20 protein-coding genes are annotated in these 24892 nt (G+C 60.5%); 2 read left to right on the top strand and 18 right to left on the bottom strand.

The annotated features are described in order from the left end of the window. Positions 1–27 precede the first annotated feature (27 nt). Entirely contained in the window at positions 28–558 is a 531-nt protein-coding gene (locus HAP47_RS14400; protein WP_173637669.1) for an HAD family hydrolase, read from the top strand. Between the two features lie 26 nt (positions 559–584). On the opposite strand, the gene HAP47_RS14395 is transcribed toward HAP47_RS14400, so the two are convergent. Genes HAP47_RS14395 through HAP47_RS14385 form a run of 3 tightly spaced genes read right to left on the bottom strand, consistent with a single transcriptional unit; the run spans position 585 to position 3218 of the window. After that, on the bottom strand, positions 585–1682 hold the full coding sequence (locus tag HAP47_RS14395) for a DegT/DnrJ/EryC1/StrS family aminotransferase (RefSeq protein WP_173637670.1): 1098 nt from the start codon (positions 1680–1682) through the stop codon (positions 585–587). A gap of 10 nt (positions 1683–1692) precedes the next feature. Then, positions 1693–2160 (bottom strand): acyltransferase, encoded by a 468-nt coding sequence (locus tag HAP47_RS14390; protein ID WP_173637671.1) that lies wholly within the window; start codon positions 2158–2160, stop codon positions 1693–1695. Continuing rightward, positions 2157–3218, bottom strand: coding sequence for a Gfo/Idh/MocA family protein (locus HAP47_RS14385; RefSeq protein WP_173637672.1), 1062 nt, complete (start codon positions 3216–3218; stop codon positions 2157–2159). The genes HAP47_RS14390 and HAP47_RS14385 overlap by 4 nt, the downstream gene beginning before the upstream one ends. 369 nt (positions 3219–3587) lie before the next feature. Here HAP47_RS14385 and HAP47_RS14380 point away from each other — a divergent pair, with 369 nt between their 5' ends. Beyond that, the gene (locus HAP47_RS14380) at positions 3588–4949 is read left to right on the top strand and encodes a hypothetical protein (RefSeq protein WP_173637673.1); all 1362 of its coding nucleotides are present in this window, start codon (positions 3588–3590) and stop codon (positions 4947–4949) included. Between the two features lie 48 nt (positions 4950–4997). Here the strand turns inward: HAP47_RS14380 and HAP47_RS14375 are convergent, their stop codons facing one another. From HAP47_RS14375 to HAP47_RS14305, 15 genes are all read right to left on the bottom strand, one after another. Beyond that, positions 4998–6302 (bottom strand): nucleotide sugar dehydrogenase, encoded by a 1305-nt coding sequence (locus HAP47_RS14375; RefSeq protein ID WP_173637674.1) that lies wholly within the window; start codon positions 6300–6302, stop codon positions 4998–5000. A gap of 127 nt (positions 6303–6429) precedes the next feature. After that, positions 6430–7479 carry a non-hydrolyzing UDP-N-acetylglucosamine 2-epimerase gene (wecB, locus tag HAP47_RS14370; protein ID WP_173637675.1) on the bottom strand — a complete coding sequence of 350 codons (1050 nt, stop codon included), beginning with the start codon at positions 7477–7479 and terminating at the stop codon, positions 6430–6432. Between the two features lie 8 nt (positions 7480–7487). After that, the gene (locus HAP47_RS14365) at positions 7488–8399 is read right to left on the bottom strand and encodes an NAD-dependent epimerase/dehydratase family protein (RefSeq protein ID WP_173637676.1); all 912 of its coding nucleotides are present in this window, start codon (positions 8397–8399) and stop codon (positions 7488–7490) included. A 7-nt stretch (positions 8400–8406) separates the two neighbouring features. Beyond that, complete coding sequence (locus HAP47_RS14360) at positions 8407–9594, bottom strand: class I SAM-dependent methyltransferase (protein ID WP_173637677.1); 1188 nt, start codon at positions 9592–9594, stop codon at positions 8407–8409. Then, entirely contained in the window at positions 9555–11417 is a 1863-nt protein-coding gene (gene asnB / locus HAP47_RS14355; RefSeq protein WP_173637678.1) for an asparagine synthase (glutamine-hydrolyzing), read from the bottom strand. The genes HAP47_RS14360 and asnB overlap by 40 nt, the downstream gene beginning before the upstream one ends. Before the next feature lie 6 nt (positions 11418–11423). After that, positions 11424–12557, bottom strand: coding sequence for a glycosyltransferase (locus HAP47_RS14350; RefSeq protein WP_173637679.1), 1134 nt, complete (start codon positions 12555–12557; stop codon positions 11424–11426). A 57-nt stretch (positions 12558–12614) separates the two neighbouring features. Next, positions 12615–14162, bottom strand: a complete 1548-nt coding sequence (locus tag HAP47_RS14345; RefSeq protein ID WP_173637680.1) for a glycosyltransferase family 4 protein — start codon at positions 14160–14162, stop codon at positions 12615–12617. A gap of 22 nt (positions 14163–14184) precedes the next feature. Next, the gene (locus HAP47_RS14340) at positions 14185–15417 is read right to left on the bottom strand and encodes a glycosyltransferase (RefSeq protein ID WP_173637681.1); all 1233 of its coding nucleotides are present in this window, start codon (positions 15415–15417) and stop codon (positions 14185–14187) included. A gap of 221 nt (positions 15418–15638) precedes the next feature. Beyond that, positions 15639–17054, bottom strand: a complete 1416-nt coding sequence (locus tag HAP47_RS14335) for a glycosyltransferase family 4 protein (RefSeq protein ID WP_173637682.1) — start codon at positions 17052–17054, stop codon at positions 15639–15641. Positions 17055–17103: 49 nt separating this feature from the next. Further along, entirely contained in the window at positions 17104–19083 is a 1980-nt protein-coding gene (locus HAP47_RS14330) for a glycosyltransferase (protein ID WP_176396214.1), read from the bottom strand. A 31-nt stretch (positions 19084–19114) separates the two neighbouring features. Continuing rightward, positions 19115–20743 carry a glycosyltransferase gene (locus HAP47_RS14325; RefSeq protein WP_173637684.1) on the bottom strand — a complete coding sequence of 543 codons (1629 nt, stop codon included), beginning with the start codon at positions 20741–20743 and terminating at the stop codon, positions 19115–19117. Beyond that, positions 20743–21873 (bottom strand): DegT/DnrJ/EryC1/StrS family aminotransferase, encoded by a 1131-nt coding sequence (locus HAP47_RS14320; protein ID WP_173637685.1) that lies wholly within the window; start codon positions 21871–21873, stop codon positions 20743–20745. Before HAP47_RS14320 ends, HAP47_RS14325 begins: the two co-directional genes overlap by 1 nt. A 64-nt stretch (positions 21874–21937) precedes the next feature. Further along, on the bottom strand, positions 21938–23092 hold the full coding sequence (locus HAP47_RS14315; RefSeq protein WP_173637686.1) for a class I SAM-dependent methyltransferase: 1155 nt from the start codon (positions 23090–23092) through the stop codon (positions 21938–21940). Positions 23093–23130: 38 nt separating this feature from the next. After that, a complete protein-coding gene (locus HAP47_RS14310) occupies positions 23131–24231 on the bottom strand; it encodes an ATP-grasp domain-containing protein (RefSeq protein WP_231168879.1) in 1101 nt (366 codons plus the stop codon). Beyond that, positions 24195–24890 carry a metallophosphoesterase family protein gene (locus tag HAP47_RS14305; protein ID WP_173637688.1) on the bottom strand — a complete coding sequence of 232 codons (696 nt, stop codon included), beginning with the start codon at positions 24888–24890 and terminating at the stop codon, positions 24195–24197. The genes HAP47_RS14310 and HAP47_RS14305 overlap by 37 nt, the downstream gene beginning before the upstream one ends. Between the last annotated feature and the right edge of the window lie 2 nt (positions 24891–24892).

Genomic DNA, 24892 nt, shown 5'->3' with positions numbered 1-24892 from the left:
GCCTCGTGGAGACGGGATCATCACCTCATGAGCAGCGCTTCCGAAAGTGAGCCGCGACGGCCGGCGGTCTTCTTCGATCGGGACGGCGTCCTGAACCACGACATCGGCTATCTGTTCGAGAGCCACAGGCTGATCTGGATCGAAGGCGCGCGCGAGGCGGTGAAGGCCGTCAACGACATGGGCTATCTTGCGTTCGTCGTGACCAACCAGTCAGGCGTGGCAAGAGGCCTCTATGAGGAGGCGCACGTCCAGGAGCTCCACGACTGGATGGCCGCCGAGTTCGGCAAGATCGGCGCACACATCGACGCCTTTGAGTATTGCCCGTTCCACCCGGAAGGGACCGTGGAGCGATATCGGCAGGTCAGCCACCGGCGCAAGCCGTCGCCGGGCATGATCACCGATCTCCTGGAGCGCTTTCCGGTCGATGTCGAACGAAGCTTTCTGGTCGGTGATCAGCCGACCGATCTCGAGGCCGCACGCGCAGCGGGCGTGAGGGGCTACCTGTTCTCAGGCCCCAATCTGGAAGCGTTCCTGAAGCCGCTGCTGCAGCGAAGCTGAGCCCTGCACTCAGCGCGAGGCTACGATCAGAACTTCCGAACCAGGTCGATCACCTCATCCTGCTGCTGGCGCGTGATCTCGGCGAAGATCGGCAGCGAGAGAATCTGGCCCTGATCGCGATGAGCGTTGGGGAATTGCTCCGCCCGGTGGCCAAACCGAGCATAGGCCGGCAGGAACGGCAGCGCGGTGGGGTAGTTGATCGCGGTCTGCACGCCATTGGCGTTCAGATGCGCGGCGAGCGCATCGCGGCGCGGATGCCGGATCGTGTAGAGGTGGTAGACGTGGCTGCGCGCCGGCGCCACTTCGGGCACCACGACATCCTCGATCTGGTTGAGGCCGGCGTCGTAGACCTCGGCTGCAGCCTGCCGGGCTTCGGTCCATGCGGTGAGATGCGGCAGCTTGGCCGAGAGGATCGCAGCCTGCATGCCGTCGAGCCGGCTGTTGACACCCTCGATGTGGTGCTGGTGCTTCACCAGCCCGCCATGGCGCGCCAGCATCGCCATCTGCTGGGCGAGCGCAGCATCATTGGTGACGACCGCCCCGGCATCACCCATCGCGCCGAGATTCTTGCCGGGATAGAATGAATAGGTCGCGGCCTCGCCGAACGTTCCGACCATGCGGCCCTTGTAGCGCGCGAGATGGGCCTGAGCGCAATCCTCGATCACCCAGAGCTTGTGCTTCCGCGCGATCGCCATGATGGTGTCCATGTCCGCTGGCTGGCCGTACAGATGCACCGGGATGATGCCGACCGTGCGCGGCGTGATCGCGGCCTCGATCGCAGCCGGATCGATCGTGAACGTCGCGTCGTCGGTGTCGCAGAACACGACGGTGGCGCCGGAATGGGTGATCATCGCCGCCGTCGATATCCAGGAATGCGCCGTCGTGATCACCTCGTCGCCCGGCTTCACCTTCAGCGCGCGCATGGCGAGGTAAAGCGCATCGGTGCCGTTGGCGCAGGATACGCAGTGAGCGACCTCCGCGGCCGCGGCGAATTCGCGCTCGAAGGCGTCGACATAGCTGCCGCGGATGAAGGCGTTGTCGCGGATCACGCCGGCGATCGCGGCATCGATCTCGCCCTTGATGGACTGGTATTGCAGTTGCAGGTCGGCAAACGGCACCGGCATCGATATTCCCCTATTGGCTCGCCAGCAGCCGGCGCGCCGGATTGCCGGCGTAGGTGCCTGATATCGTGATGTCCTTGGTCACGACAGACCCTGCGCCGATGACGACGTCGTCGGCGATCCTGACCGGCATGATCGTGGCGTTGGAGCCGATCGACACCCGATTGCCGATCACCGTCTCGCGCCACAGCTCCTTGCGGCCTCGCGCCGGGCCGCCGGTGGAGAACGTGTCGTTGACGAACATCACGCCGTGCCCGACGAAGCAGTCCTCGCCGATGGTGACGAGCTCGCAGACGAAGGCATGCGATTGCACGCGGCTGCGTGCTCCGACCACCACGCCCTTCTGGATTTCGGTGAAGGGCCCGATGAAGCAGTCGTCGCCCAGCTTGCAGCCATAGAGATTGCAGGGCTCGACGATCTTGACGCGTTCGCCGAACGCGACATCGCGCACGCTGGCCTGATGCACTTCCGGCCGATTCACGAAACGACACCCAGCCGGCTCAACCGCGGCGTGAAGCGCAGCGCAACTTCCTCTCCGGTTTCGATCGACTCATAGAGGGCCGAGATCAGCTCCAGGCTCTTGCGGCCCTCGAGCCCGTCGACCAGCGCCGCGCGCTGGTTCTCCAGGCAATCGACCACATGATGATAGTAAGCCTGATGGCCGAAGCCGTAGACGTTGGGCGGGTTGACCGAGAACTTCTCCACGACGTCCTTGTCCGACGGCAGCTCATTGACAAAGCGCCAGTGCCGGATCTGGTTGACCGCGAAACCGGAGATCTCGACCGTGCCCTTTTCGCCCAGGATCGACAGCGAGCCTTCGAGATCGGTCGGCCGCGCCGCGGTGGTCGCCTCGATGATCCCGAGTGCGCCGTTGCGGAACTTCAGCGTCGCGACGGCGGTGTCCTCGGTTTCGATGTTGGCGAGCGCCGTCGTCGCGCGCGCATGCACGCTCACCACGTCGCCGAAGAACCACTCCAGCATATCGACATGGTGGCTCGCCTGATTGGTCAGCACGCCGCCGTCATAGGCCCAGGTGCCGCGCCAATCGTCCTGGTCGTAATAGGCCTGGTCGCGGCACCAGCGCACCCGGACCGTCCCCAGGATGAGCTTGCCGAAGCGCCCGGCATCGAGCGCCTCGCGCGCCTTGACGACCGGCACGTTGAAGCGGTTCTGCTTGACGATGAACATCTTGATGCCGGCCTCGTCGCAGGCCCGGATCATGTCGTCGGCATCCTGCAACCGCAGCGCCATCGGCTTCTCGACCACGACGTGCTTGCCGGCCCGGGCGCAGGCGATCACATGCGCCGGATGCAGCCCGCTAGGCGTCAGCACGGCAACGGCGTCGATATCCTTGCGCGCCAGGAACTCGTCCATGTCGTAATGGGCGGGAACGGCGAACTTCCCGGCAATCGCATCGGCACGCGCACGAAGCGGATCGCAGACTGCAACCAGGCTCGCTCCCGCGATGTGATTGCCACCCAGGAGATCGGAATGGCGCTTGGCGATACGCCCGCACCCGAGCAGGCCAAATCTGATCATGCAACAGGCCCTGTCTTGTCTCGTGACCAGCCATTGCAGCCAGTCGAAGAGCCGAGGGAACAAGCGGCCTTGCGAGCCGCAGCATAGCGTCCATTACCCAGAAAACTCGGGATAAGGCAAGGCCTTGCCCCGATCGGACAGCACGACCCGCGGCGGATTTGTTGCTCAAGGCAACGCCGCCCCTGCATCACCGGGCAGGAAAAGCGGCATGAAGCGCCAGCCTATCCTTGTCGTTCCAGCGGCGCCGTGCCATGTCGTTGGACCCAGGAGGCGTCATCGTGTGGCGATTATTCGTACCCAGCCTGGCCGAATACGACGATCACCAACGAGACAGGCCAAACGCGGAGCCCGGTACGGCGGCAAATGAGAATGAACCATCGCGTCATGCAGCTCGGGCCGGATTTGGGCTGGCGCCAAGCCAAACTTGCCCTGCTCGCCTATGCCCACGTCGCGATTTGCTGCATTTCGCTGTACTGCATCACGATCACAGATTCCTTTCCGGGCGTCATCGGCTTCGACAAATCGCACCTGACATCTGCAATCCTGAACGTTCTGGTGTTCAGTCCCGTCGTCTTCCTGTTCGCAATCAGCCGCTTCAGCTTCGGCTATCTCGTCGGCTTCTACTTCTACATCATGGTCCTGGGATATCTCTGGCTGATCGAGTTCTCACTGCTCGACTACGATCACCGCCTGGCGCTCATCTCGATCGTGCTGTCGGCGTTCGCCTTCCTTGTCCCAACGCTGTTTATCAACTCGCCGATGCGGCAGGCTGTCGTCATGCCGGCACGCGCCTTCTACATGATGCCTTGCGTCATCCTGATCGCCTCGGCCGCGATCATCGGCATCGGAGCCCTCTACAACCTCAAGCTGGTCGATCTCAACGAGATGTACAAATATCGCGCGGAGGTCGCGTTGCCGGGCATCCTGCGATATGCGGTCTGGATCGTCTCAAACGCCCTGTTGCCGCTCGCCTTTGCCTGCTTCGTCACCAGCAAGCGGTTCTGGCAAGCAGGGATCGCGCTCGTACTGATGCTCCTGATCTACCCAATCATGCTGACCAAGATGGCGCTGTTTGCGCCGGTCTGGCTGCTTTTTCTCGCGCTCGTCTGCAAGCTGGCCGAGGTCAGGGTTGCAACGATCCTGTCGTTTTTCCTGCCTGTGCTGATTGGCACGATCCTGTTCGTTCTGGTCAAGACCGACCTGTTTCCGCTCAAGCCCGGACTGATCTATTTCGGCACCGTCAACACCAGGATGGTTGCGATCCCGTCGCTCGCCCTCGAGATCTACAACAACTACTTCTCGGCACATCCGCTGACCCATTTCTGCCAGATCAATGCGTTGAAGCTCGTGGTCGCGTGCGCCTACGACGAGCCGATATGGGCCGTCATGGCCAGGTCCTACGATCTCGGTGCTTTCAATGCTTCGCTGTTTGCCACCGAAGGCGTCGCTTCGGTCGGCCTCGTGCTCGCCCCGGTGTCCGCGCTGGGCTGCGGCCTGATCATTGCTCTCGGCAATCGCCTCTCGTCCGGGTTGCCGCCGCAATTCGTGCTGCTATCCGCCGGACTTCTTCCGCAAGTTCTTCTCAACGTGCCGCTTTCGACAGCCCTGCTCACGAACGGCACCGGGCTGCTCTTCCTGCTCTGGTACATTGCACCGCGGTCGGCCTTCGACCAGACGGCAGCGTCGACAGTCGCAGTGAGCGACCATCGACCAGGTGCTGAGGCCGCCTAGTGCTTCGGTTCTGGGCGAATGGCAGCCGGAGCGCGCCTGCGAGATCGCCTAGGCGCGAATGATATTGTCCGCCGGCTGAGGAAACTTTCCGCGACAATCGACCAGCAGCGGCGCATGCGCGCCGAGCAGTTGATAATCGAACTTGTCGTGGTCGGTGGCAAGCAGGACGCAATCGAATTGCCGCAGATTGTCCTCGGTGAGCGCGACACTCGACAGATCGAACGAATGCGCCCGCATCTTCGGGAACGAGGGGACGTGCGGATCGCTGTAGGACACCTTGGCGCCGAGATCACGAAGCCGCTCCATCAACGCCACCGACGGAGATTCGCGAACGTCGTCGACATTCTTCTTGTAGGCGATGCCGAGAACCAGGATCGAGCTGCCGCTGATCGACTTGTGCCTCTGATTGAGAGCCAGCGAGATCTTCGACACTACGTAGTCCGGCATCGAGGAATTGATCTCTCCGGCGAGTTCGATGAAGCGCGTGTGCATGCCGAATTCCCGCGCCTTCCAAGTCAGGTAGAACGGGTCGATCGGAATGCAATGACCGCCGATGCCGGGACCAGGGTAGTACGGAACGAACCCGAACGGCTTGGTTGCCGCCGCGCGGATCACCTCGTGAATGTCGATCCCCATCTTGTCGGCAACCATCTTCATCTCATTGACGAGACCGATGTTCACCGAGCGGTGGATATTCTCCAGGAGCTTGGTCAGTTCGGCGGCCTGCGTCGAGCTCACCGGGACGACCTTGTCGATCACCTGACTATAGAGCGCGACGCCGGCCTCGAGACATGCCGGCGTGCAGCCGCCGCAGACCTTCGGGATGGAACGCGTCGTGAAATTCTGGTTGCCGGGATCTTCGCGTTCCGGCGAGAAGACGAGAAATACGTCCTTGCCGACGGTGAAGCCGCACTTTTCGATGCGCGGCTTCAGCTCCTCCTCCGTCGTACCGGGATAGGTCGTGCTTTCGAGCGACAACACCATTCCCTGGTGGAGATACGGCAGCAGCGACTCCGTGGTGTTCAGCACGAAGCTGAGATCGGGCTCGCGATACTTATTGAGCGGCGTCGGAACGCAAAGGATAAGCGCATCGACCTCGCGGGCGCGCGAGAAATCGGTCGTCGGCTCGAACCCAAGCTCCGTCGCATTCTTGATGCTGGCGCTCGAGATATGCTCGATATAGGAGCGGCCGGCGCGAAGCGCGTCGACCTTGGTCTGGTCGATATCAAAGCCGATCACCTTGTAGCCGACCTCGCAATAGCGAAGCATCAGAGGCAGGCCGACATAGCCCAAACCGACGATGCCGATCTTGGCCGTTCTCTCGTTGAGCTTCGCGATCAATTCGGAATTCATTTCATCACTCGTACGGGGTTGTTACGGATAATCGGCCTGAAAACCATCTAACTGGGCCTCTGATAGCGCCATAGCGGCAAAGCCACAACCCTGGAAGCCGCGCTGGAGGCCTCTCCCGACGGCAAGGCTAGCGCGGACCGCCTGAGCTCAACAGGCGCGCAACATGGTAGGCGGCGCGACCAGTCCCATATTCGTCGATATCGCGCCGAACCGCTTGCGACGACTGCTTCCAGAGCCGGTTCCACCCGTGCGCGATGGTCTCCGTCCACTCGGTCTCGTCACGCAACGTGATGCACGGCACACGATGGAAATAGGCCTCCTTCTGTACCCCTCCCGAGTCCGTATAGACTTCGAGGGCGTTGTGCAGAAGCTTCGCCATATCGAGGTAACCCACTGGATCGATGACCTTCAAGCCGTCCAGATCGACCCCCATCGCCAACGCAGCCTGTCGGGTTCGTGGGTGCAGCGGGAGGACAACCGGAAACTTGCGCGACTGATCCTGCAAGAACTGCACGACCGCGAGAAGTTGCTGCCGATCGCCGGTGTTCTCGGCGCGATGGATCGTCGCGAGCGCATATGTCTTCGAGGCCAACCCGAGATTGGTCAATATCGCCGAGCTCTTCTCTGCCTTGTCGGTCACGAACAGGGTCGCATCGTACATCACGTCCCCGACGTGATGTACGCCGGCCGTCACGCCTTCAGCGGCGAGATTGGTGACCGCGGTCGTCGTCGGACAGAGCTGCAGAGCGGAGAGATGGTCTGTCACGACCCGGTTGATCTCCTCCGGCATGCGGCGGTTGAATGATCGAAGTCCCGCCTCGACATGCGCGACCGGAATGTGCAACTTCGACGCGGCGAGAGCACCGGCCAGCGTCGAATTGGTGTCGCCGTAGACGACGACCCAATCGGGCTTTTCCTCGAGCAGGATCGGCTCGATCGCCATCAGCATGCGTCCGGTCATATCGCCATGGCTGCCGCCATTGATATCGAGATGATGTCGCGGCTTGGGAATGTCGAGCTCTTCGAAGAAGACGTCGGACATGTTCGGATCGAAATGCTGGCCGGTATGCACCATCACTTCCGAGAGCCCGTCGGTCTCCCGGATCGCGCGACTGACGGCCGCGGCTTTGATGAACTGCGGTCGGGCACCAACTATGGTCAGAATCTTCAGCGTCATGGACTCTACTAACGGTGTTGCGATTCAGCCAGACGATGATCCGATGCGTCGACAGGGCTCGCCGAGATCGTCTTTTGAATCCCTTCCCTGAACTGCACAAATCGCCGCAAGTCCAAACGAGATGCAAGGCGGCTCAGATCAGGAACAATATCCACGGCAGGGGTGTTCGGGTTCACGATCTCGAACTTCGGTTCGAGGCCGAGCTGCTGACCTATCGTGTTCGAGATCTGCCGGATTGAGAGCGTCTCGGGGGCGGCCACGTTGAGCGTATCCGTCCAGAACGACGCAATGCTCGCAAGGATGACCTCGACGATGTCGTCGATGAATGTGGGAGCGAGGCGAATCCCCTCCGTGCCGCCAGAGAGCTGGATCGCCCCACCGTCCTGGATCCTGCGTACCAGTTGCGGAATGAGTCGATCGCGCTGGCTAGGGCCGTACGGAAAGAACAACCGCAGAATGCTCAGGGAAAAAATGCTGGAGAACGGCTTCGCAACGACTTCAGAAGCAAACTTGGTCGCGCCGAGGAAGCCGGGGGGCGCCAGGCCGGCATCCTCTCTCAGCACTGCCGCGAACGGCTCGTAGACCGCCCCCGACGAAAGCAGGCAAAAATGCTTGACCGCCGCCCGGGCCGCCCAATCCAGCAGCCGCATCGTCATGCCGACGTTGACGTCAAACATCTCGCGCGAATCCACGGGGAAATCGCGGTAGCGCCGCGACTGAGCGGCATGAACAACAACATCGATCGTTTTGGGGAAGCTGGAAGCTTCGATCGAAGCCGCTCCATCCCAAACCACGGTCGTTCCGAAGGCGACCGACGTTCCCGGCCGGCAGACGCAGAAAAGCTCGTGCCCCTCGGCCACCAACCGGGGGCCGAGAGCAGAGCCGACGAAACCGCTACAGCCCGTCAATAATATCCGCATGCCCGTGTCAGACCGTTGGCTTCGTCAGCAAGACCGAAATCCCGTTCGGATTGGAGTCATTGAAGGCATAGTCCTTGACTCCGAGCTCCTTCATCCAGCCCGCAACCTCGTCATCACTGTGCTGCCAGGCGTTGTGAGGATGATACCAATCGAAGTTGACCATGTTGTTTGTTTCATAGTCGAACGCCTCGTTCCAGAAGCATTTCAGGAAATTATAGTACAGCAATCGCTGAACGTTGTGCGTTCCTGCAGGAATCCCGAGCACCGGTATAGGCTTCTCAAGCGTGATCGTGGCGTTCAGCCGCGATAGCTCCCGGCCCAGTTCCGTGATCCCTTCGCACGCCGCGTAGCATTCCTCCGCGGAAAGCGGCATGAAATTCTGGCGGACATGGTCGTCGGCGAAGACGCGCACAGCTCCCATCTTCCGATAGACGTAGAAGAAGAACTGGCCGCCGGGCCTGACCTTTCGGTACAGGGCCTCCACCGCCGCTCTGGTGTCGGGCGTGTGATGCAGCACTCCGTCTGCGATGATGAAGTCGAACGTGTCGTCGGGGAACGGAGCTTCCATCAAGTCGGCCTGGACGACCGAGCAGTTCTCGAGATCGCGGGTATTCTCGAACGTCGTCAACGCCGCATCAGACACGTCGAGCGCGAACACCTCGCCCGGGGAGTTCTCAGCGATGAACCTTGTGTTGAAGCCCGACCCTGGACCGACCTCGAGCACGCGCTGCTTGGACCGGTAGAAAGCCTTCAAGGCATCCAGATCGGGCAGCCCTAGCTTCTTGCAATACCAACCGAACAGGAATTCCTTGTGCTCGGGTTGTAGCCCATACTGCTTGAAGCGGCGCCACTTGTCCGAGAAGGTCTGATTTGTCTTGGCCTGCTCATGGGCTTCCGGCCGGCTCTGCGCGGTTGCCGGCTTCGGCAAGCCGTACCGCGAGCAGAAATCGGTCAGGTCGGGCTGCATCGGGCCGCTCAGGAAGCAGGGAACCCCGTGCAGGATCGGATACCACAGCGATGCATCGGGCGTCCGCAGCACGCCTTCGATGACCTGGCCTTCCTGTTGCGTGAAAGCCTCAAGCTGAAGCTCCATTCCGTTCGGACGGAGACGTGAAGACGCAACGGTTCGCATAAATCTAGCTCCTACAACTGCAACTAATGGAGGGCGCCGCCATAGGCACCATGTTGCTTGCACCAGGACTCGAAGCTGAGCAAACACCAGATCAACGCGACATGGTTTGCCTTTTGCTCGAAATGCTCGTCCAGAATCCGACGTACGAAGTCGTGTTGGAATACGCCTCGCTGCCTAATGCGGGATTCCGAGAGTTGCTCCTCGATCCATGAGCGCAGAATCCCTCTGTACCAAGACGCGTCCGGAGGACCAAATCCCATCTTCGGCTTCCGGTAAATTGCGTCCGGGACCAGCGGCCGGACGGCCTCGCGAAACAGGATCTTGCCCGTGGTGCCGTCGGACAGCAGGCCCCAGTCCACGCCGAGCAGATAGTCGACCAGTTCGTTATCCAGAAGCGGCACCCTGGTCTCAAGGGAATGCGCCATGGACAGCTTGTCTTCCAGCGACAAAAGGCCTGGAAGATAGGTGGTCAGGTCGACGTGCATGACGGCGTCCCAGGGATCCCGCGACGGAACCGACCCGATCGCATCTCCGATCGCCGCGAGCGGATCGAAACCTCCTGCGGCTCGCAGAAATTCCGGCGTAAAGGCATCGCCGATCTTGTCGGCAGATACCGGGACGTTGAGGCTTGCGCGGTAGAGGGCAAAGGCATCCCGTGAGGCCGTCGGATCTCCCGCCGCGGCGCGAAAACGCTGCATGACACGATGCATCAGGGAGGCCGGAGCCGCCCTCGGCACGATGGCGTATCTGCCGACATACCCTCCGGTGACTTCGTCACCGCCCGTACCCGACAGCACGACCTTTGCGTCCTGAGCGACGCGTTGCGCGATCAGATAGTTCACATAGGCCATTCCCATGCGAGGATATTCAATTGCGCCAACCGTCGCATCGAGATGACGGGCCAAGGCATCCTGCGGCACCATGAGCTCGACACGTTCGATGTCGAGCTGCTTGGCGACCTCCCGGGAGAACTCGCGCTCGTCGACGAATTTGTCGACACCGACATTCTCAAGATCGAAGATACACGAATACGCGCGCACGACCGGATCGATCTGATGCGCACCTGCCGTGATCGCCGAACTGTCGATGCCGCCCGACAGATACGCCATGACCGGCACATCCGCAGCCAACTGCCTGCGCAGCGCCGCCTGCAATATTTCGCCGAATTCGCCTGAAGCCCGCGCCAGACCAGGCGCGTATTTGCGATGGTACGAGGCAGCCCAATAGGTGCCGCTCGAACTCCCATTCGCCGTAAATCGTTCGAACGTACCAGGCTTGAGAAGACGGATGCCCCGGAATGGCGTGCGCCCTCCCCAATTGTTCATCAGCGTGAAGTACTCCAACGTCGCTGACGCATCGAACTGCTTGTTCACCAATCCGCTGGCGTACAGCGCACGCACTTCCGAGCCAAACACGAGTCCTTGGCCGGGCAACTCCGTGACGTAGACCGGCTTGATCCCGTATCGGTCGCGGGCGATCACCAGCTCACGCTGGTTTTCGTCCCAGATGGCGCAGGCGAACATGCCGTTCAGCTTGTTGAACAACCTGTCCTTCCACTGCTCCCAGCCGTGGACCAGAACCTCGGTGTCCGAATGGTCGGTCGCAAAAACATGCCCGGCGGCCTCGAGCTCTTTTCTCAGCTCGCGGTGATTGTAGATCTCTCCGTTGAAGACGACCCATACGGTTGCATCCTCGTTGCTCATCGGCTGGTTGCCGGTGGCCAGGTCGACGATCGCAAGCCGGCGGAAGCCCAATGCGACGTCTGGCGATGCATGGAAGCCGCTGTCATCAGGGCCACGGTGTTCGATACTGGCCGCCATATTCCGGATCCGGGCGTTCGCGTCCGGACAGGCGCCAAAATGCAGAATGCCAGCAATGCCACACATCTGAATCTACTCGACTTCGACGCCCGCCGGCGCCAGCACGAACTTGCTGTCAGGGCTGCGATAGGCTGCGATCATCGCCCCCGCAATATGATCAGGATCATGCCATCGCTCGACATAGCGACGCGCCCGCTTCCCCAGTTCAGTCCACTCGGCGCGACGCTCAAGAATAGCCGCAAGATCTTCCGTGAGCCGTCCGGGATCGACGTTCAGGATCGCAAGATCATCCCGCATGGCCGGCGGGACGAACTGCAGGTCGCTTTGCCTGACATAACATACCACCGGCTTTCCCATGGCCATCATCTCGACGGCAAAGCCGCCGTACCAACCCGCAAGCACCTGGTCAATGGCAAGATCGGCGGACCTGTAGATGGCCATCGCCTCCTCATGCGTTTTCTTTTCAACCAGGATCAGCTCGAAGTCGAACCGGGACTTCAGACGCTCCAACGCATCGAGTATCATCTGAGTGCCCTTGATACTCGCATCACTCGGCGCATGGACAATTCTCGGCCTGCCTTCAGCGCGGGGATACTCGGGCGAGAAATGACCGATCTCCACGTTGGCGTAAGGCAGGAACTGCCCTCCCGGGACGACGTGCCCCAGTTCCGGATTGAGATAGAACACGCGGTCAAACAGCGGAAGCACGCGATCGATCAGGCGGGACCGGCGCGCATCGAGCGACGTGATGCAAGCTTCATAGGCCGAGCAACGCCCGCTGGCGCACATGGTCCACTCGTTTCGCCGATTGCCCTCGCCCGCAAGCCTTGCGTCGCATCCCTGCAAGGTCATGAACCGCTTCTTGCCCAACCCCCTGGCCAGCTTGAGATCGATCGTCACGAGCCGATTCAGCAGCGGCCCCATCCGGCCGACGCCCTCGAACGCATAGCCTGGATACAGGAACGTCGTTCCAAAATAGTAGTGGAGCACGTCGTAGCGCAGGAGCGCCGACAACCCGAACCACGCGCTCCGGGCCACTTTCTGAAAGTCGGTTGCCGTGTCGTCATACAGAACCTTGTCGGCCGGGTATCGAAACCAGGTCCCGCTTCGAACGACCAGGTCGCTCCTGTTTCCGCGCCGGCGCTCGGCACGCGAGAGTGACCAGGGCTGATTACCGATATTGAAGGGGCCGTGAAGAATTTTCATCTTGCTGAGCGAATGTGACGATCTGTGCGCGTCGCTGCCATGCATCGCGATGGTGGTTCAGGCCCGAACGGATTCGATGTGCCGTCGATACGCTGCCAACTGCAACTCGACGATTCTCGCCGCGGAATGATACTTCTGGATCCAGGCTGCTCCGGCGGCGCCGAGTCCATGCCGGTCGTCCCGATCCGCGACGATCTTGCGAAGCGCCTCGGCGATCTCACTCTCGGTCGATGCCGACAGGATGGGAGGCGCTTCGGAAAAGAAATCCCTGGCCGCCCCCGCATCCACGTTCGTGATGACGCGCCTGCCCAGCGCCAGGGCCTCAAAGGTAATTCCACCGAATGATGGAAGAACGAACTGATCCAGCACGGCGTGGCTGCGGAGATACGTCCTCCACAACTCCGGTTTGCGCATCGGCGCAAGCCACTGCACCTTATCATCGAGCCCCAGACTTCTTATGAGCCCCCGCGAGGCGTCAAGGTCGCGTCCCCAGGCGATCATCGCAAGTCGCAGCGCAGGCGCTTGCTGCGCAACGCGCGCGAAGGCACGGATCAGCCGGTCATTACCCTTCACCAGGCTGGGGTCCGCGTCCCGCCAGTCCTGTCGAGTCGGATGAAAAACGATGACCCGGTCGTCGGGCGGCCTGATCGCGCTGTTTCTGGCCCCGAATTCAACGAGCTTCGTATCGTCGAACGCATGCGGAAGCGGCGTAATCCGATCCGGTGGCACGCCAAGCCGTCGTGCGGCGGCCACGCAATCGATGTTGGTGACGAAGACGTGGTCAGCTCCGAGGAACACCGTGGCGGTGAGCCGCCCGATGCCGTCGTCCTGAAACGGGATTGCTCTCAACGTTCCATGCTCATATCCGAAATAGGGGCGCTGAGCGAGCAGCGGCCAGGCACCGTCGGTTGCGTAGGCCTGGATGACGTCAAACCGGTCCAGCAGGCCCATAAGCGGCGCGAGCCGCGCCCTGTAGCTGCCAAAGTCCGCGGCGCTTGGCGGAGACCCCGGCGCACGCCCTTGCCGCCAGACATCAACAAGCCGCTGCTGCTCCGGGTCATCCCTTGCCAGAACGCGTCGCATGAAGATGTCGCGCGCCATTGCGGGGGATCGACGAATCCTCCGTCTTATTTTCTGGCCAAGACGGATCACGCGGGCAGACGCTCTCTGCGAACACACCGACTGCCGGGCTCGATCCAGCGAGCGTCGGAATTCCTCGGCGAGGTCCGGCTGCTCGCCGACCTCAGCGGCAATCATTGAGCAACACAAATTCAGAGGTCCAGAGGCAAACCATTTCGGCCGCTGGTAGCCTCCGAGATCGACCCTGGTCCAATCCGGAAAGAATGGATCGCCGAGGTCTCCCTCGAACGTCGCCTCCTCCCATTCCGGGGAAGCCATGATGTGGTAGTTTTCGTAGGCGATGACATAAGCGTCGATGCCGTGCTGGCGCTGGATCCTGGCATTGTTGAACGCGTTGTTCGCGATGTTGCCGAGGTGCAGTACGCGCAGCGCTCGCCCATGCTGTTCCTGGAAACGCCGATGCCAATCCGGCCCCTGTGGCTGCCGCGAGCGCATGATTGCGCCTGATGTGTCGACCGATGTCACCTGAGATACCCTAGCGGTCCGATCATCGGGGAGTCGTCCCGGCGAGCGCACTGAGACCTTCTGAAGCGGGCTGCCTCGCGATCTGGAATGGATGCTGCCAATTCCTCACGAGGGGAATGGCGTTGCGCCGGGCTTCTTCCTGCTCCTGCTGGCACCGAATGCGATCGACGACACCAGGCGGAAAGTTTGCCGTATCCCGATAGAGCTGTCCAAGCCGCGCAGCGATCGCCGATATGCCGTGCCATCGCTCGACGTAGCGCCGGCCCTGCTCGCCTATCGTGCGAAGGCTATCCCGATTGCGGATGACCCACAGCAATGCCTGCTCAAGTTCATCCGGCGTTGCGTTGATGATCGGACATTCCTCCGGCGCTTCGACCAGATCCGCGCTTCTAACGAAGCTCAGGACCGGCTTGCCAAGCGCCATCGCCTCAAGCGCGGTGTAGCCGTAAGCACCGCCGATAAACTGATCCGCCACGATGTCAGATTGGGCGAAAAGCGCGAGAACCTCACTGTTGGGAACGCCTTGTATCTTGCAATACTCGATGTCGTATCCCTGCGCCTTCAGCCTGTCTATCGTCCGCTCCAGGTATTTTGAGCCCTTGAAGTGCGTGTGATTTGGCGCATGAGCGATACGAAGAGGACCGGATGGCGGCGTATCCGGGAGAACCACACTGAACCGATCCAGATCCAACGGCCAGTAGTTGATATGTTTTGCCGTAGGCATGTAGGTCAGCATGTCGCCGAGCGAGACCAGGGCCGTTACGGACTTGGTCAATTCGGAAACATAATGTTGAGCCTCTGCGTCGTGACACGCGCAATATTTGGGTGGCTCCGTACAGTCGACGCAGAAATTCCATTTGCCGAGGGCCAAGGTCGCAAGCCTGGTACGAACATCGGCACCATACGCATAGACATAGACCCGCTTGCCGGGCCTCCGCAGAGCGGCAAGCTCCTCGGAATTGATCTGCAAACGCTCCGTCGAATCGAGCAAGCCGCGGTCCGCGAAGAAGTGAAACACGTCATACCGAACCAGGGCCCATGCGAGCACCACACGCTGGAACGCGAGCCCCAGGCCAAATTTCAGTGCCAGAACGTAAGGCCGTTGGAGATTCAGGTCGAAGCGGGACGTTATGACGTAGGTTACGTAGACAAGCGAGGTCGATCGAAAGCCAAGTTCTCGATCTGCCCTGGCTTTGAGTTGCAGGGTCAGGATCGGCGTTACACCCCACAAGCTCCTGGGCTGCCCGCGCCGCAACCGCACGGCTCCAAGTGCCGGAGCGACGCAAATCGCGAGTCTTAGAATGACAATCGATAGTGCCGTAGCGACCAGGCCTAGGAGATTTTTCGGCAGCGCCTGCAACTTGTGGCGGACTATTGTCCCCCGACCCGGCGATCTCGCAATCGACCAGGTTGTGAGCATCCACCTTCGAACGCTCCACGGCAACACAAGCCGCGCGAGTGATCTCAGTCGGTCTTTCATTGCATGGATCCGCGTTGCGGCGGCTTTCCTGGAGAAAGGCTGTCGTAGAGCGAAACAACCTTCCGCCACTCCGACTTTGCATCCAGCCTTGCGAGCGTCTTCCGCGTGCTGGCGGTGAGGGCCGCTCGGAGTTGCTTATCCTGGACGAGGCGGTTGATCGACTCCGCGATGGAACGCGGATCGTAGGGATCGAACGTCAACCCGACCTCGTTCTCCATGACAAGACGCTTTGCCTCGGGGTAGTGCGCAACGAGCACGGGAAGATCGGCGGCCAGGTATTCAAAAATCTTGTTGGGGAGCGCAAAGGTGAAGTTGCGGCACAAAGCCGGCAACGTCCAGATCCCCGCATCCGCTCCTCGGGCGGCCGCGACGACGTCCTTCGACGGCACCGGCGGAGCAAGCACAAGCCTGCCCTCCACGCCGGTGCGCCGCGCCAATGCCAGATAGTCGGGGCCAAACAGATCCAGAGAAGGCCCCCGAATGACGAAGATACAATCAGGTGCGTAGGCAAGGGCTTCAATAATCGGCTCGATCAAGCGCGTTGGGCCAGTCCCTCCCTGCCACAGCAGAACGAACGTCGAGTCCGGCAGCCCCAGCTGCCGCTTCAGCGGCGGATACTCGCGCGACGGCGTCACCGCGATATCGGGAATGTTGCGGACCACGACGGGACGGCGGCCGCCGAGCTCGGCCTCCATTGTATCCGCAATTGAGTCACACACAGTGATCGTGGCTGACGCCTCGTTAAGACAACGAACTTCCAGCTCCTGAAGCGCCCGCTTCCACTCGGCAGGGTACGGCGCCCAGGCGGACTGCTTCGTGTTCCAATGAACATTCTCCGAAAACCACTCGTGGAAGTCGACCACGAGGTGCGCGCCTCGGTACTTTGCGGCCGCCATTGCAGCATAGGCGGTGGAGAGATCATGCGCATGGAACGCAAACGGCTTCCTCTTCACTGCTCCCCAGTAAAGTTGATCCGCAAGGTAACCCGGCTGCTCGTTCATGAACGTCGCCGCCGTCCAGTCGGCGTACTCAATATGAACGCGCGGTCCCCAATCGAGATTGAAGGATATCCCCACCCCCTTCGAAGGCTCGGGACAGATCACCGTCACGTCATATCCGGCGGCAGCAAGCGCTCGAGCTTCCCTCTCAACTCTCGAGTCCACGCGCAAATCGGAAACGACAAGCATCACCACTTCGCGACCGGAGGCGGATCTTCCAATCCGTCTGTTTTGCGACGTGGCTTCACCGACGTCCTGCATCCTCGGGAAACGAGCGTGCGCGAGCCACGCGCGAAAAATCGCAAACCGTGCGATCAAGGCATTCCGCACGCGAAAAAAGAAATAAACTCCCGGCCGCAGGGCGCGGAAAAGCGGCGGGCACCGCTTTATGAACGATGAAATCTGCTTGAACATCACGCTACAGGATCGCCAAAAATCAGGAACGGCATGGGATGAGGCGTCCTCACCACTGGCCTACCAACAGGTTGCTATACGCCTTGCACTGGAGAGCAACGATTCTTTCCGCCGAATGGAAGGTCGTCATCCACTGAGAAGCAGCCCGACCCTGGCCTCGGGAATCAAGAGGATCTTCGATGACCTCCCGCATCCGCGCGGCGCATTCGCCAACGCTATTAGCCGCGAGACACGGCGGCTCCTCACCGAAAAACAAGGCTGTCTGTTGCCGGTCGATCGCGGAAATCAGCCGGACGCCCAACGCCATCGTCTCGAATCCGACGCCGCCGAGAGCTGGAACAACGAATTGGTCAACGACTGCATGCGATACGCAGTAGCGCTGCCACAGCTCCCGCTTCGACATGGTCGGTATCCACTCAACCAGCTTCGTCAGGCCTAATTCCTCGATCAACTCCTTGCTGTCCGCAACCTCTTGGCCCCATTCGACGAATACAAGCTTGAAGTCGCTTCGTTCTCTTGCAATCTCCGCGGCTGCGCGAATGACGACGTCGTTGCCCTTCTGCCACGACGTGTTTCCACGTTTCCAATGATGACGCGTCGGACTGAAGAAAATGACGGGGCCGCTTTTCGGCGGGGCAAGCTCGGGATGCGCAGCGCGAAACTCAGCCAGTTTTCGGTCGTCGAATGCATGCGGCAGATAGAACACCCGCTCCGGCTTCAACCCCAGCCGCTCCACCGAAGGCAGCACGTCGGAATTCGTGACAAACACCGCCGGAGCGCGCTGAAACGAGAAGCGGCATATCAAGCCGGTCAGATTGTTCTCGAAAGGAATCTCGCGAAGTGTGCCGTGCTCGTAGCAGCAGAAATTCTTGACGCCGTTGATCATGGGTATCAGCCCGTCGATGGCGTACCCCTGAATGACGTCATAATGGGAAAGGATCGCCTCGAAAGGTCTCGGATGATTGGTGATGTACTCTTCGCGATAGCTGAGGGATTGTCCGTCAAGTTCGGCCGGATCCTGCCTGATCTCGTCGAGCATCGTCTCGATCTCTTTTGCCCGTGTGACCGGATCAGACATGGATCGAGCGACGCAACCCGTTTCCGTGACGGGAAATAGCCTGCGCAGTATCCGCTCCAGCAGCGACAGCGAGCGCTCAACGAGCGTCCGCGCCGGCGAAGCGGCGCGCTCCAGCCAATGTTTCGTCAGACCCCGAACCCCGGCCGCCCGCAGCCTCCGAACATCCTCTCGATATGCGGCGAGTGCGGCACGCGACTCGATGTCGACCTGAGAGCCCCGCCGCGTCATCCTCAGCCAGGCGGCAGCCGAAATCCGGTCCAGCCGGGTCGGCTCCGAGCGACCATATTGGGTGTCGTCGCGACCAAGGATACCGTTCGCGACGGCTGACCCCAGCCATATCCTGTAGAACGTGAGACGCCGCCCATTTCCAGGTTCGGCTTGCCCGCTCGCCTGTTTGAGCCAGAGCATGAACTTCAGCCGTGCTGGAATATACCTGGCCGGCGACTTGCCGGGATCAGCGGATCTGGCGTCCTGGAACGCTGCCAGTTCGAGCTCCAGCCACTTCAAATAGCTGGTCGATCTCCAGCGCGCATTCCTGGCACGCAAATATTCAATGCACAGGCCAGATGGTCCCTGCACAAACCAGCCCGGCCGTTTCCATCCACGCAGGCTTGTCGCCCACCAGTCCGGCTTGAAATGATCTTGCCCAAGGGCGGAAGCGCCCTCCTGGATTGCGCCGTCCTCCCACTCCGGGCACCCCATGATGTGGTAGTAGTTGTAGCATAGCACGTCAGCCTCGATGCCAAACTGTCGCTGAATGCATGCGTTGTTGTATGCGTTGTTGGCGATATTGCCGATGTGCAGGATGCGAAGAGGACGACCGGCCTGCTTTTGGAACTCGCCAATCAGGCCAAGACTTCTCCTGTTCTGCTGTTGAACTTCTTGCGGAGTCATCAGGTGCGATTCGGCGTTGCTGATCGAGTTGCTTGGGAAGAGTGGAATCTTCGGCATCAAACTGAGCGTCGTCGGCCGACAGACATTCCTAGGGATCGACGTAATTTGGGAAGGGCGGAGCAGAGGAAAGCTGACTTGCGTGATACCGCTGCTCGTCTGCGGAGAGTGGCTCCAGCAATGGCGAACCCGAGAAGGACAGGGGAATGCCCGCAGCCAGCGCTTCCAGCAACACAGTGTAGGTTTTGGCCCACCTCTCGGATGACTGCGCCCTGATGAACCACTCCCGGGCCTGTTCCCCGGCCTTTCGGCACTTCGCTCTATCTTCGTAAAGGCTGTAGAGATGCCGCTCGACGTCCGTTCCACTTTCGGCATCAAGAACCGGCGGAGCCCCGACATCGATGAGCGCGTCATATTGCTCACGTTCGATCCGCATGATGACCGGCTTGCCACAGGCCATGGCCTCGAGGGCCGAAGCTCCATAGTAGCCCAGAACGAATTGCTCGATGACCAGATCAGCGGCCCGAAGATATCGCACGAGCCTCCTCTTGCCGACCGTGGGCAGGAAAAGCACGCGATCCTGAAGTCCCAACTGGGTCATCCGGCTGCGGGCAAACTCGATATCCTCGCCCCAGCCAAGAACCACCAGCCTCGCCGATGGCGCGCGGGAGGCGAAGCGGGCGAAGCCCTCCAAGGCGTGCTCGGCGCCTTTCCAGTGGCGATCCATTCGCATCGAGGTGAACACGAAGAACTCGCCGCCGATCTGCTGTCGCCAGTCGGCGCGGATGTCATCCGCATCGCCAGGACTGTAGTCGTCCTCGCTCAGTGGCCACGGGACATAGAGCACGTTGCTCAGACCGTATCGACGCGCATGTGCCAGAGTGATCGGATTTGAAACAAGCACGGCAGCAGACGCCGCGATGGCGCGGCGCGTCAGTATCCCGAACGAATCGTTGCGTGATGCTTCAAACCAGATGTCTCCGCCGATTTGACCGAACAGATACGGCCTGCCGGAGAAGTACCCAAGATACGGAAACTGGGAGACGAGCAGCGCATCATAGCACGACAATGCCGCCAGCGTCGGAAAGTACTGCATGTATTCCGGCCACAGCAGGATTTGTGCGGGGGTTGCGGCGAATTTGTCGAGCTGAAACGGGATATGCTCCCAATTGGGTTCCGACTGATGGCGATGGACCCATGAAGGCAACGCCTTTTCGAGCAGCGCCTTCTTCGGGTCTGCGCCGAGATCCGTAACCTCGCCGTCGAATTCCTCCCAACCCGGCTGCGCAAAGATGAAGTCATCGTGCGGATGCAGGACAAGATCGACCGGAACGTTGCGCTGCCGAAGCGGCCGGGCGCGGATGTAGTTGACGTTCGCCATATTACCCACGAAGGCAAACCGCTGCCCCACTTCCCTTGAACCGCCGATCAGACGGTCAACCTTGCCTCTCAGCCAGCTCCTCTGCTGCGATTTGTCCCTGCCTCCGTTGGCTCCGAGCAACGCCCCGAGCTCGGACAGTTTGGCTGCGCTAAAATCGGCAAAGTGCCGAATGTTCTCCGGCTTCATCCAAGGGTGGTTCCAGGGCGTCCGGTCGAAACTATGCCATTCGTCCCTGGGCGGAGACGCTTCACCGGCGCGCCTCCACCGCTCTTCCAGAGGCAGGTTGCACTCCACCAGCGACTTCCGCAGCGCCTCCGTCTCTTCCTGAGAGAGCGCCATCAACCCATCGCCCGCACGATCTGCACGACCTTCCGCTGATCGTCCTCGGTCATGCCAGGAAAAATCGGCAGCGTTATCGTCGTATCTTCCGCGGACGCGGCATTCGGAAACTGTCCCGCTGTCAGCCCATACTTCTTTGAATAGTACTCCAACCGGTGAACGGCATGAGTACCGGGCCGTGTCTGGATGTTCTCCTGAGCAAGAGCCCGCATGATGTCATTTCGGTGCTTGCGCCCACCATCGAGCACGCGGATCACATAGGACTGATAGGTATGCCCGTCGACGTCTCCACCTGACGGAAGGCCAATCGAATTTACATCACTGAGCAGATCGGAGTAACGACGGCCCAGCCGGCGGCGCTCGACAAGCAATCGATCGAGTTTCCCCATCTGAGCAACTCCGACCGCTGCCTGGATATCGGAGAGCCGAAGATTAAAGCCGAGATTGCCAAACGTGGCCATCGTCCAGGGACCGGGAGGCTCGATCGAAGGATCCGGCGCTCCGGTGGCACCATGATTGCGTTGCGAGCGCACGCGCGCAGCAAGATCATCGCGATTGGTCGTTACCGCCCCGCCCTCTCCTGTCGTAACAGCCTTGCGCGGGTGAAAGGAAAAGCAACCGATATCGCCAATCGCACCGACGGGCTTGCCCTTGTACGTGGTGCCAATCGCGCAGGCAGCGTCCTCGATGATGGCGATGCCGCGTGGTTCCGCAATGGCCTTGATCTCATCCATCGGGGCGGCGAGACCGAACAGGTGGACCGCAACGATGGCCTTCGTGCGCGGCGTGATAGCTGCCTTTAGCTTCTCGGGATCGATATTGTAGGTCGACAGATCGACATCGACGAAGACAGGCTTGGCACCGACGTATTCAGCCGAGTGCGCGCTTGTTACCCACGTGAAAGCGGGAACAATCACTTCGTCTCCTGGCCCAAGTTTCAGGGCCATGGTCGCCAGATGCAGCGCGGCGGTGCAAGACGTGCACGCAAGGGTATGCTTGACGTCTTGCTTCTCTGCAATGAGCCGCTCGAACCGTTCTGTGAGCGGCCCCTGCGTAACCCATTTCGAGTCGAGGCACTCTCGCAGCAACGCAATTTCAGCTTCGTCGAAACTCGGTTCTGTGATGTTCATTGGATCGCTACTCTCGATGCCTGGAATCCGGCGGTGCGCTGACGGACAGGTCTTTGACCTGACCTTAGGCCGAATACACTTCCACTCCGTAAGGTGCCAGCTTCGCCTTCACTTGATCGAAATAAACCGGACTGATCGCCAACGCCACGTGCCGGATCCCCAATTCCTTGATCTTGTCGAGACCGCCCACCGGACGTCCGTTCAAGCCGCTTCCCCACGTGGAACGATTTTCATCGAGATAGGCCGCGATCTTCCCGGCGTCGAAGCCAAGGTAGAACGGTGCAAACAAGCCCGACGACCCGAGGCCGAAAATGGCGAATGGCTCTCCGGACGCATCAGCGGCCTTGCGACACCGATCGATCGCATCCATCGCGCTCCTGGCCACGGTCGCGTTCTGATCGACCGTGTGCTGATTGAGCTCTGCCACGTTCACCGCATGCGGTTTCGGAGCGTCAATCTTCCTTAGCAGAACAAAGATCGGCACACCTGCCTCTTTTGAAGAGACCACATCAAATCCGGCGACGTGCGCCAGCGATTCCAATGAATGCAGGGTAAGCTTCGAAAGGTGGTCTGCGCAAAACAGATCGTTCGGATTCTTCGCAAAGTTGGGAACGCGAATGTAGAAGAGGCCGGCCTCCTTGAGGTGCCTATGCGCCCACTTCAACATGTCGAGTGGATTCTCGACATGCTCCAGGACGCCCAGGGCGACGATGAGATCGAAGCTTGCCGCTTCGGCGTCAAAATCCTTGTAGTCGCAGCGTCGAAGCCGAGCGGCGGGAAATCTCTTCTGCAGCACGTCGAATGCCGAGCTCGGCTCGAATGCCGCCGCGCGCCAGTCGCCAGATTCTTCAAGGAAGTGCCCCAGGAAGTCGCCCTTTCCGGCGCCTATCTCCAGCACCGATCCGCCGGTCGGCAGACTGGTCATTTCCCTCAGAATCTGGTGCGTGCGCTCCGCTTGAGAGATGGGAGCCGGACCCGAGAAGCTCTGGATTGCAGCGTCCGGGCTCTTCATCATCAGATTGTAGCTGTCCTTGTAGAAGGCTTCGGCCCGCCCCCTCGTCCCGCCGGCGTTGAATATGAGGCCGCATTGCTTGCACAGCCGATTGTCGAGGGATGCCTCTCGAAGCACCATCATGTCGGATGTGATGCAGGTCCCGGAAAAGGACGGGTAGATATCGCTTAGGTGCGTCGATTCGCACACCGGACATTGCGCTGTCATAAGCTCACTCCTTGTTGATCCGCTGCCGTCTGTCGAGTTCAGATCGCCAATTGGCCAAGCGGGTGCTCCTGCAAACCCCGCAGGATTGTCATTTCCTTGTATGGAAACCGGACCGGGATATTCTCTCCGTAGACATCTCTTCGGACGAGAATGTCCGGTTCGTTGTATCCAGCCATTGCCCTCAGCGAGGTCGTTCCCGAAAATCGGGGATTGATCTCGAACGGGATCACGGCACCGTCCACGACACGGCATTGCACGTTGATCGGAGCTCTCGGCGAGAGCGAGCCGGCAATCTTCTCGCACGCGCTTCGCACGTCGGGCCAGTCGGCAATATGTCCCTGAGAAATGCCGGTCGATATCACGAGCCGCGACCCGAGATCGGGACGGCCCGACCGGTTGGGGACCTGGGTACGGATCGTCAGGGCGTTGTTGATGACTCGCCTGATCGCAATCGAATTGAGGAGGGTACCATCCGCACCGAACAGCACGCCGACCGTATATTCGTCGTCCGAGGTTCCGATGTATTCCTGGATAATGAAGGCTTCACAGGTCGCAAGCAGATAACGCGCGAAGGCCAACAGCTCTTCGCGCGATTGAACGATGAAGACATTCGCCGACCCACCGCCGCCGACAGACGGCTTGAGGATTGCCGGCAGTGTCTCCCATTGGTCGAGATCCGACAGTTCGCGCACTTCCATGAAGTTCGGCGTCGAGAATCCGCACGAGGCCAGGTGAGCCATCGTTTTCGTCTTGTCCTGGCAAATCTCAAGAACCGCGGGCGGATTTACGGGTACGTACAGGCCGTCAGCCTCGAGTGCGGATCGCGCCCGGCTCAGAACAGCCATCTCGGGTTCTGATCCATGAAAGACGGCAACACATTTTTCCGATAGGGCCAGTGATCGAAGCTCATCCAGATACGCGGGGTGGCTCGCCCGCGGCAATTGCACAAACTTATTGACGAGGTTTCGGTTTGCGCACAGATCGCTCACGTCCGTGCCTACGATGTCGTACTCGAGCTCGCCCAAGCGGAGAGCCTTGAGTATTTGTTCACCGTGACCGCCCCCGCCGATCCCTGTCAGCAGAACTTTTGCGCGTCTACTCTTCAATATTGCACCTCGCTCGCTTTGAAATCGGCGCACCTCTCAAGGAGGGAAGCGACCGGAGGCGCTAGCGGGTAGCGCGACAGGACACGACGGCAGGGACCTGAGATATCGAAGCGGATGATCTCTGCGGTCCGCTCGCCTTGATCGAAGATACAGACCGATCCCCGAAGATCACTTCCTCGCGGAAGGCCGCAACTCCCGACATTGACAAACAGCTTGTCCGCGTGCTGCCGCACAAAGGGATGATGTGTATGTCCCATGAAGACGACATCTGCGTCGACCTCCGCATAGTCCGACAGGCTGCTGTCCGGATACACGTAGCCTCCCAACGGATCCTTGGGGCTGCCGTGAACAAACAGGATCGTCCCACGCTCATCGCGGACGGTCAATTTCGACGGCCAGCTGCTGACAAAGTCACGCTCATCGTCGCTCAGCAGCGCAAACGTCTCGCGATGCAGATAGATCGCCTCACGGTCCGCGGTCGTCGTCTGCCGGACCAGCATGTCATCGTGATTTCCTCTCACCACCTGGATGCCGCCTGCCCGAAGCGCGCTGACAACTGCTTTTTCCGGGATGTACCCCACCGAATCCCCGAGAAAGTAGATCGCATCGGCTTTCGCGTCTGCCAAGACGGCCAGCGCCAGCTCGAACGCTTCGATATTCCCGTGAGCGTCGGACAGAATGCCGAGGCGCATAC

Source organism: Bradyrhizobium sp. 41S5 (genome assembly GCF_011516665.3).
In the GTDB taxonomy this organism is placed as follows: Bacteria; Pseudomonadota; Alphaproteobacteria; order Rhizobiales; family Xanthobacteraceae; genus Bradyrhizobium; species Bradyrhizobium quebecense.
The sequence above is the reverse complement of the archived record's forward strand: the minus strand, read 5'-3'. Positions and strand labels throughout refer to the sequence as shown.

Bases quoted from the DNA above. Each gene is read 5' to 3' on its own strand.
- HAP47_RS14375 (WP_173637674.1), bottom strand. From the start codon at position 6,302: ATGAATTCCGAATTGATCGCGAAGCTCAACGAGAGAACGGCCAAGATC.
- HAP47_RS14400 (WP_173637669.1), top strand. From the start codon at position 28: ATGAGCAGCGCTTCCGAAAGTGAGCCGCGACGGCCGGCGGTCTTCTTC.
- HAP47_RS14385 (WP_173637672.1), bottom strand. From the start codon at position 3,218: ATGATCAGATTTGGCCTGCTCGGGTGCGGGCGTATCGCCAAGCGCCAT.
- HAP47_RS14365 (WP_173637676.1), bottom strand. From the start codon at position 8,399: ATGCGGATATTATTGACGGGCTGTAGCGGTTTCGTCGGCTCTGCTCTC.
- HAP47_RS14350 (WP_173637679.1), bottom strand. From the start codon at position 12,557: ATGAAAATTCTTCACGGCCCCTTCAATATCGGTAATCAGCCCTGGTCA.
- HAP47_RS14315 (WP_173637686.1), bottom strand. From the start codon at position 23,092: ATGACAGCGCAATGTCCGGTGTGCGAATCGACGCACCTAAGCGATATC.
- HAP47_RS14305 (WP_173637688.1), bottom strand. From the start codon at position 24,890: ATGCGCCTCGGCATTCTGTCCGACGCTCACGGGAATATCGAAGCGTTC.
- HAP47_RS14330 (WP_176396214.1), bottom strand. From the start codon at position 19,083: ATGCCGAAGATTCCACTCTTCCCAAGCAACTCGATCAGCAACGCCGAA.
- asnB (WP_173637678.1), bottom strand. From the start codon at position 11,417: ATGTGTGGCATTGCTGGCATTCTGCATTTTGGCGCCTGTCCGGACGCG.
- HAP47_RS14395 (WP_173637670.1), bottom strand. From the start codon at position 1,682: ATGCCGGTGCCGTTTGCCGACCTGCAACTGCAATACCAGTCCATCAAG.
- HAP47_RS14325 (WP_173637684.1), bottom strand. From the start codon at position 20,743: ATGGCGCTCTCTCAGGAAGAGACGGAGGCGCTGCGGAAGTCGCTGGTG.
- HAP47_RS14320 (WP_173637685.1), bottom strand. From the start codon at position 21,873: ATGAACATCACAGAACCGAGTTTCGACGAAGCTGAAATTGCGTTGCTG.
- HAP47_RS14335 (WP_173637682.1), bottom strand. From the start codon at position 17,054: ATGTTCAAGCAGATTTCATCGTTCATAAAGCGGTGCCCGCCGCTTTTC.
- HAP47_RS14380 (WP_173637673.1), top strand. From the start codon at position 3,588: ATGAACCATCGCGTCATGCAGCTCGGGCCGGATTTGGGCTGGCGCCAA.
- wecB (WP_173637675.1), bottom strand. From the start codon at position 7,479: ATGACGCTGAAGATTCTGACCATAGTTGGTGCCCGACCGCAGTTCATC.